Source organism: Skermanella aerolata KACC 11604 (assembly GCF_000936425.1).
GTDB lineage: Bacteria > Pseudomonadota > Alphaproteobacteria > Azospirillales > Azospirillaceae > Skermanella > Skermanella aerolata.
Genome location: NZ_AVFK01000124.1, coordinates 1 through 3,465 on the forward strand (window position 1 = coordinate 1; position 3,465 = coordinate 3,465).

Sequence of the window (3,465 nt, forward strand, 5' to 3'; positions counted from 1 at the left end):
AACTGCCAGCGTAAATCGAACGGTACCAATTGCGTTCGGATGGTGCACTCCATCAGGCTCTCATCCAGTCAGGGATGGAATACTGGTCAGACCGGCATCGGAGTTTGTGGACGCAACTGCCGCTGTAGCGATCTACGGTCGCCTCGCCGGCTACGAGGGCCGCCAGTGTGGAGAATCTCACAGGAAAAGTTGCAAATCCAGACCGATAGTACCTCGGCTACTTGCATCCACGCACTGCCGACCGGCTCCATGGTGTCGAAGCTATTCGGCAATAGCGGTCTACGCCTCGCCCCGAGGCCACCGGACACTGGAGGAGCCCCTCGATCGGAACGCAAACCATCAGCCATTTCCAGCGCTTTTGGATTGAGCCGGGCAAGGACGTCCCTGCACCTCGCACTGCGAGCCGTCGCTTTCCTGTTGCTGCTTGCGCTCGCTGCGGTGCCGAGCGTGGCGCGTGGCGATTTCTTCTCAATCTTGTCCAGGAGGGTGCCCGAGGCAATCAGGCCCGAAGCGGGAGGCGCCCGCTCGCTCGACGACCTCTTGACTGCCGCCAGGCAAGCCGCTTCGGGCAGACGCGGCGTCTATGTGCTGGCGCCTCAGAGCGGACAACTCAGGCTGGTCGGGACTGACATCGGCGGTCAAGTTATCAACGTGGAGACGATTGCGGCGAACCTGTCGGGCGTGGTTGCCTCGTACACCGTGGTCGACCTCCTGATTCCTGAAGAGTCTCTGGACGATCTTCGCCATCTGTTGCCATCCATCCCGGAAAACACCCGTCCTCAACTCCTGCGCCGTGATGGGTCGGCGATACCGATCGAGGCGGCATCCGAAGGCGTGAGCGGCGGGCTCCTCGCGCGCGTAGGCGAGCGCGTTTACCTGGATCTCCGCTCGGCCCCCAACCTTGATGTATTCGCGGCGCTGGCCCGAACGCGAATCACACGCGCTGACGTTGAAGTGGTTTCGCTCTTTGATCCGCGTGAAATCGACACCGTGCGCTTGCTGGACCAGCGTGTCGGTGACATCCACAAGGCCCTGGCACCGGACGCGGCGCCGGGTTGGATCGCCAATCTGCGTGGGTCTCCTGACCGGCTGCTGCTTGTCGTAGGTCACGTCGAGAACGGGTCGTTTGTGATGCGCGGCGTCGGTGGCGAGGTGCTGGCGCAAGTCGAACTCGAAAAGATCGTTGCGGCTGCCCGCGATGCCGGAAGTGGCGTGGTACTGCTTGGCTGTGACACGGCAGGTGCCATGCGTAGCGGTTTTCTGTCGCCGGTCAACGTGACGGCTGTAGCTGATGGGCTCGCCGTTCTGCGCTCAGGGGGAACCCTTGGCGAACTGCTTGAGGCGCTGGCGCAGGCATCGCCGGAGGGCCTTGTCGTAACCCAGGCATTGCTGGACGATGTAACCGCTATGCTACTGGCTCGGGCTAGGAATGACAAGAGAGCAGCCTCGCATCAACTCATGCTGAACGGGGTGCGCTTCGCGCTGACCCCACGTGGAGCCTGGGCGGTTCCCTTGTTGAATGCTCTCAAGTGGGTCGGCATGTTCTGGTTCTTTGGCTTCGTAAGCGGTATTTTTTTTCTTCCGAGTGGATGGAAATCTTGGAAAGATACCTTTCCTGGGACTGGGAACAGCTATGCTCACCCTATCACGCGCGCGGCTCGGCGCACGCTCCGCTTCATGTTGTTCTTCGCGATGTTTCCATTCCTTGTCCTGATTAATATAGCCCATCTTTTGGTGGTCATTGGAACCTCCACTCTTCCTTTGACTCTCTTCGTCGTAGAGGTAGCAGAGGGTCGTTTCGTCATGGAAATAAGCCTTCTCGCAATTATCAATCTCGCGGCGGTGATCGGTGGGGCTGCATTGGTCCGTAAGGGATCCTGGTTGAGCACATTGAGATTGGGCTGGCGCGACGTTCTTGCATTCGCGGGCTATGGCGTCGGTCTGCCGACGATTGTTGTCGCGCTTCTCTATACGGCTCTTTCAGTATCTGGGCTGCTGATTATCGACATATTGGCTTTGCTCGTGGTGTTGCTCGCCATATGGTTTATGATGGGATTTCTAGTATGGATCCGCCGGCACCTGGGGATTAGACCCTACGATCTGCCATGGGCAGCTGTTTTATTCGCGATCCTGATCATCCGAACGCCGCAAGCATCCTTGGTCTCGGCAGACGGAAGGCGCATCCTCACCACTTCGTTCCGACGGCACTGGCATGATGACCGATCTTAACGTTACATCGCTCGTGGGGCTGCTCGCTCGCTACGATCCAAGCGCGATCGATCGGCTCCGGGCGCGCTTTCCTGAAGCCGCTTCAGTGTTCGAACCCGGCAAGAGGCTCGGCGGTACAGACGAGAAGATTCATGCTGCGCTTGAGGGCTTGGCCGACGAGGCCCTGCGGGTGGCGCGCGATAGGGCCGAGACAGCCGCTCGGTTCCTCGACCGTCGGCTACGGCGCTCTCGTCTGACGCGGCTCGCTGCCAATCTGGTGGGTGGCATTGCCGCCGCAGGCGTGATCGGAGCGGTTATCGTGGAGCAGCGCTTCGTGGCGCTGCTCACTGCCGGCATCACCCTGGCAAGCTCATCGCTTGCCCTTGTGGCGGACTATCTTGGTGGTGCCATAGGCGGCACCGGCGGCCTGCATGCACTTCATAGCCGGGCCGCGACGGCGCTCACCTCGGTGGCGGTGCTTGACGGTGAGTTCCGACTCCTTCCGTTCGCTCCGGTGACGCCAGATGAACGTCTCGCGCTCGTGCGCCGTGCCAATGTCCTTGCCGCGGAGGTCCGGCAAATTGAGTTCGAGGCCGGCGCCGCGCGCTGAGTTCGGCAGAGTTGTTGTCGACCTTGCCACGAGGCGGGACTGCCGAGCGATCAGGGATCAGGCGGGGGGGGCATCGTCAAGTTGGCGGCGGGTCGGGTTGCCTGATGGGCGTGGTTCGGGTATGAGGCCGGCATGACGAGCTCGACCAAGTCCCTTTACGCCGGCTATCGCTTCCCTCCCGAGCTGATCAGCTACACGGTCAGGCTGTACTTTCGCTTTCCGTTGAGCCTACGCATGGTGGAGGAGATGCTCGCGTTCCGAGGCATCGAGGTCAGCCACGAGATGATCCGGCAGTGGGGGCTGAAGTTCGGCTAGGAGTTCGCCAACATCATCCGCCGACGGCTGCCTCGCCCCGGCGACAAGTGGCACATGGATGAAGTCGTCCTCAAGATTGCCGGCAAGAAGCATTATCTGTAGCGCGCTGTGGATCAGCACGGCATCGTGCTTGATGTCCTGGTCCAGAGCCGGCACGACAAGAAGGCGGCCAAGCGCCTGCTGCGCAAGCTGCTGAAGCGGAAATGCCGGGCACCCCGCGTGATGATCACCGACAGGTTCTGTCAGCATTCGGGGCAAGTTGCGTAGCAGACAGACGCCTGAATACCAGAAGCTGTATCAGGCGGCGGAGATCAGGTCCTGCAGCGCGGCGA

Annotated in this window: 2 protein-coding genes and 1 pseudogene; all 3 read left to right on the plus strand. The window is 61.0% G+C overall.

The genetic code is table 11. From position 1 onward, the window contains the following. The first annotated feature begins 417 nt into the window (after positions 1 to 417). A complete protein-coding gene (locus N826_RS38480; protein ID WP_147041316.1) occupies positions 418 to 2,229 on the plus strand; it encodes a hypothetical protein in 1,812 nt (603 codons plus the stop codon). Then, on the plus strand, positions 2,213 to 2,818 hold the full coding sequence (locus N826_RS38485) for a hypothetical protein (protein WP_044437820.1): 606 nt from the start codon (positions 2,213 to 2,215) through the stop codon (positions 2,816 to 2,818). The genes N826_RS38480 and N826_RS38485 overlap by 17 nt, the downstream gene beginning before the upstream one ends. 132 nt (positions 2,819 to 2,950) lie before the next feature. Then, positions 2,951 to 3,370, plus strand: a pseudogene (locus N826_RS38490) (IS6 family transposase); the annotation flags it as partial. Positions 3,371 to 3,465 lie beyond the last annotated feature (95 nt).

Excerpts from the sequence above, each read along its gene's own strand:
- N826_RS38485 (WP_044437820.1), top strand. The coding sequence starts at position 2,213 with ATGATGACCGATCTTAACGTTACATCGCTCGTGGGGCTGCTCGCTCGC.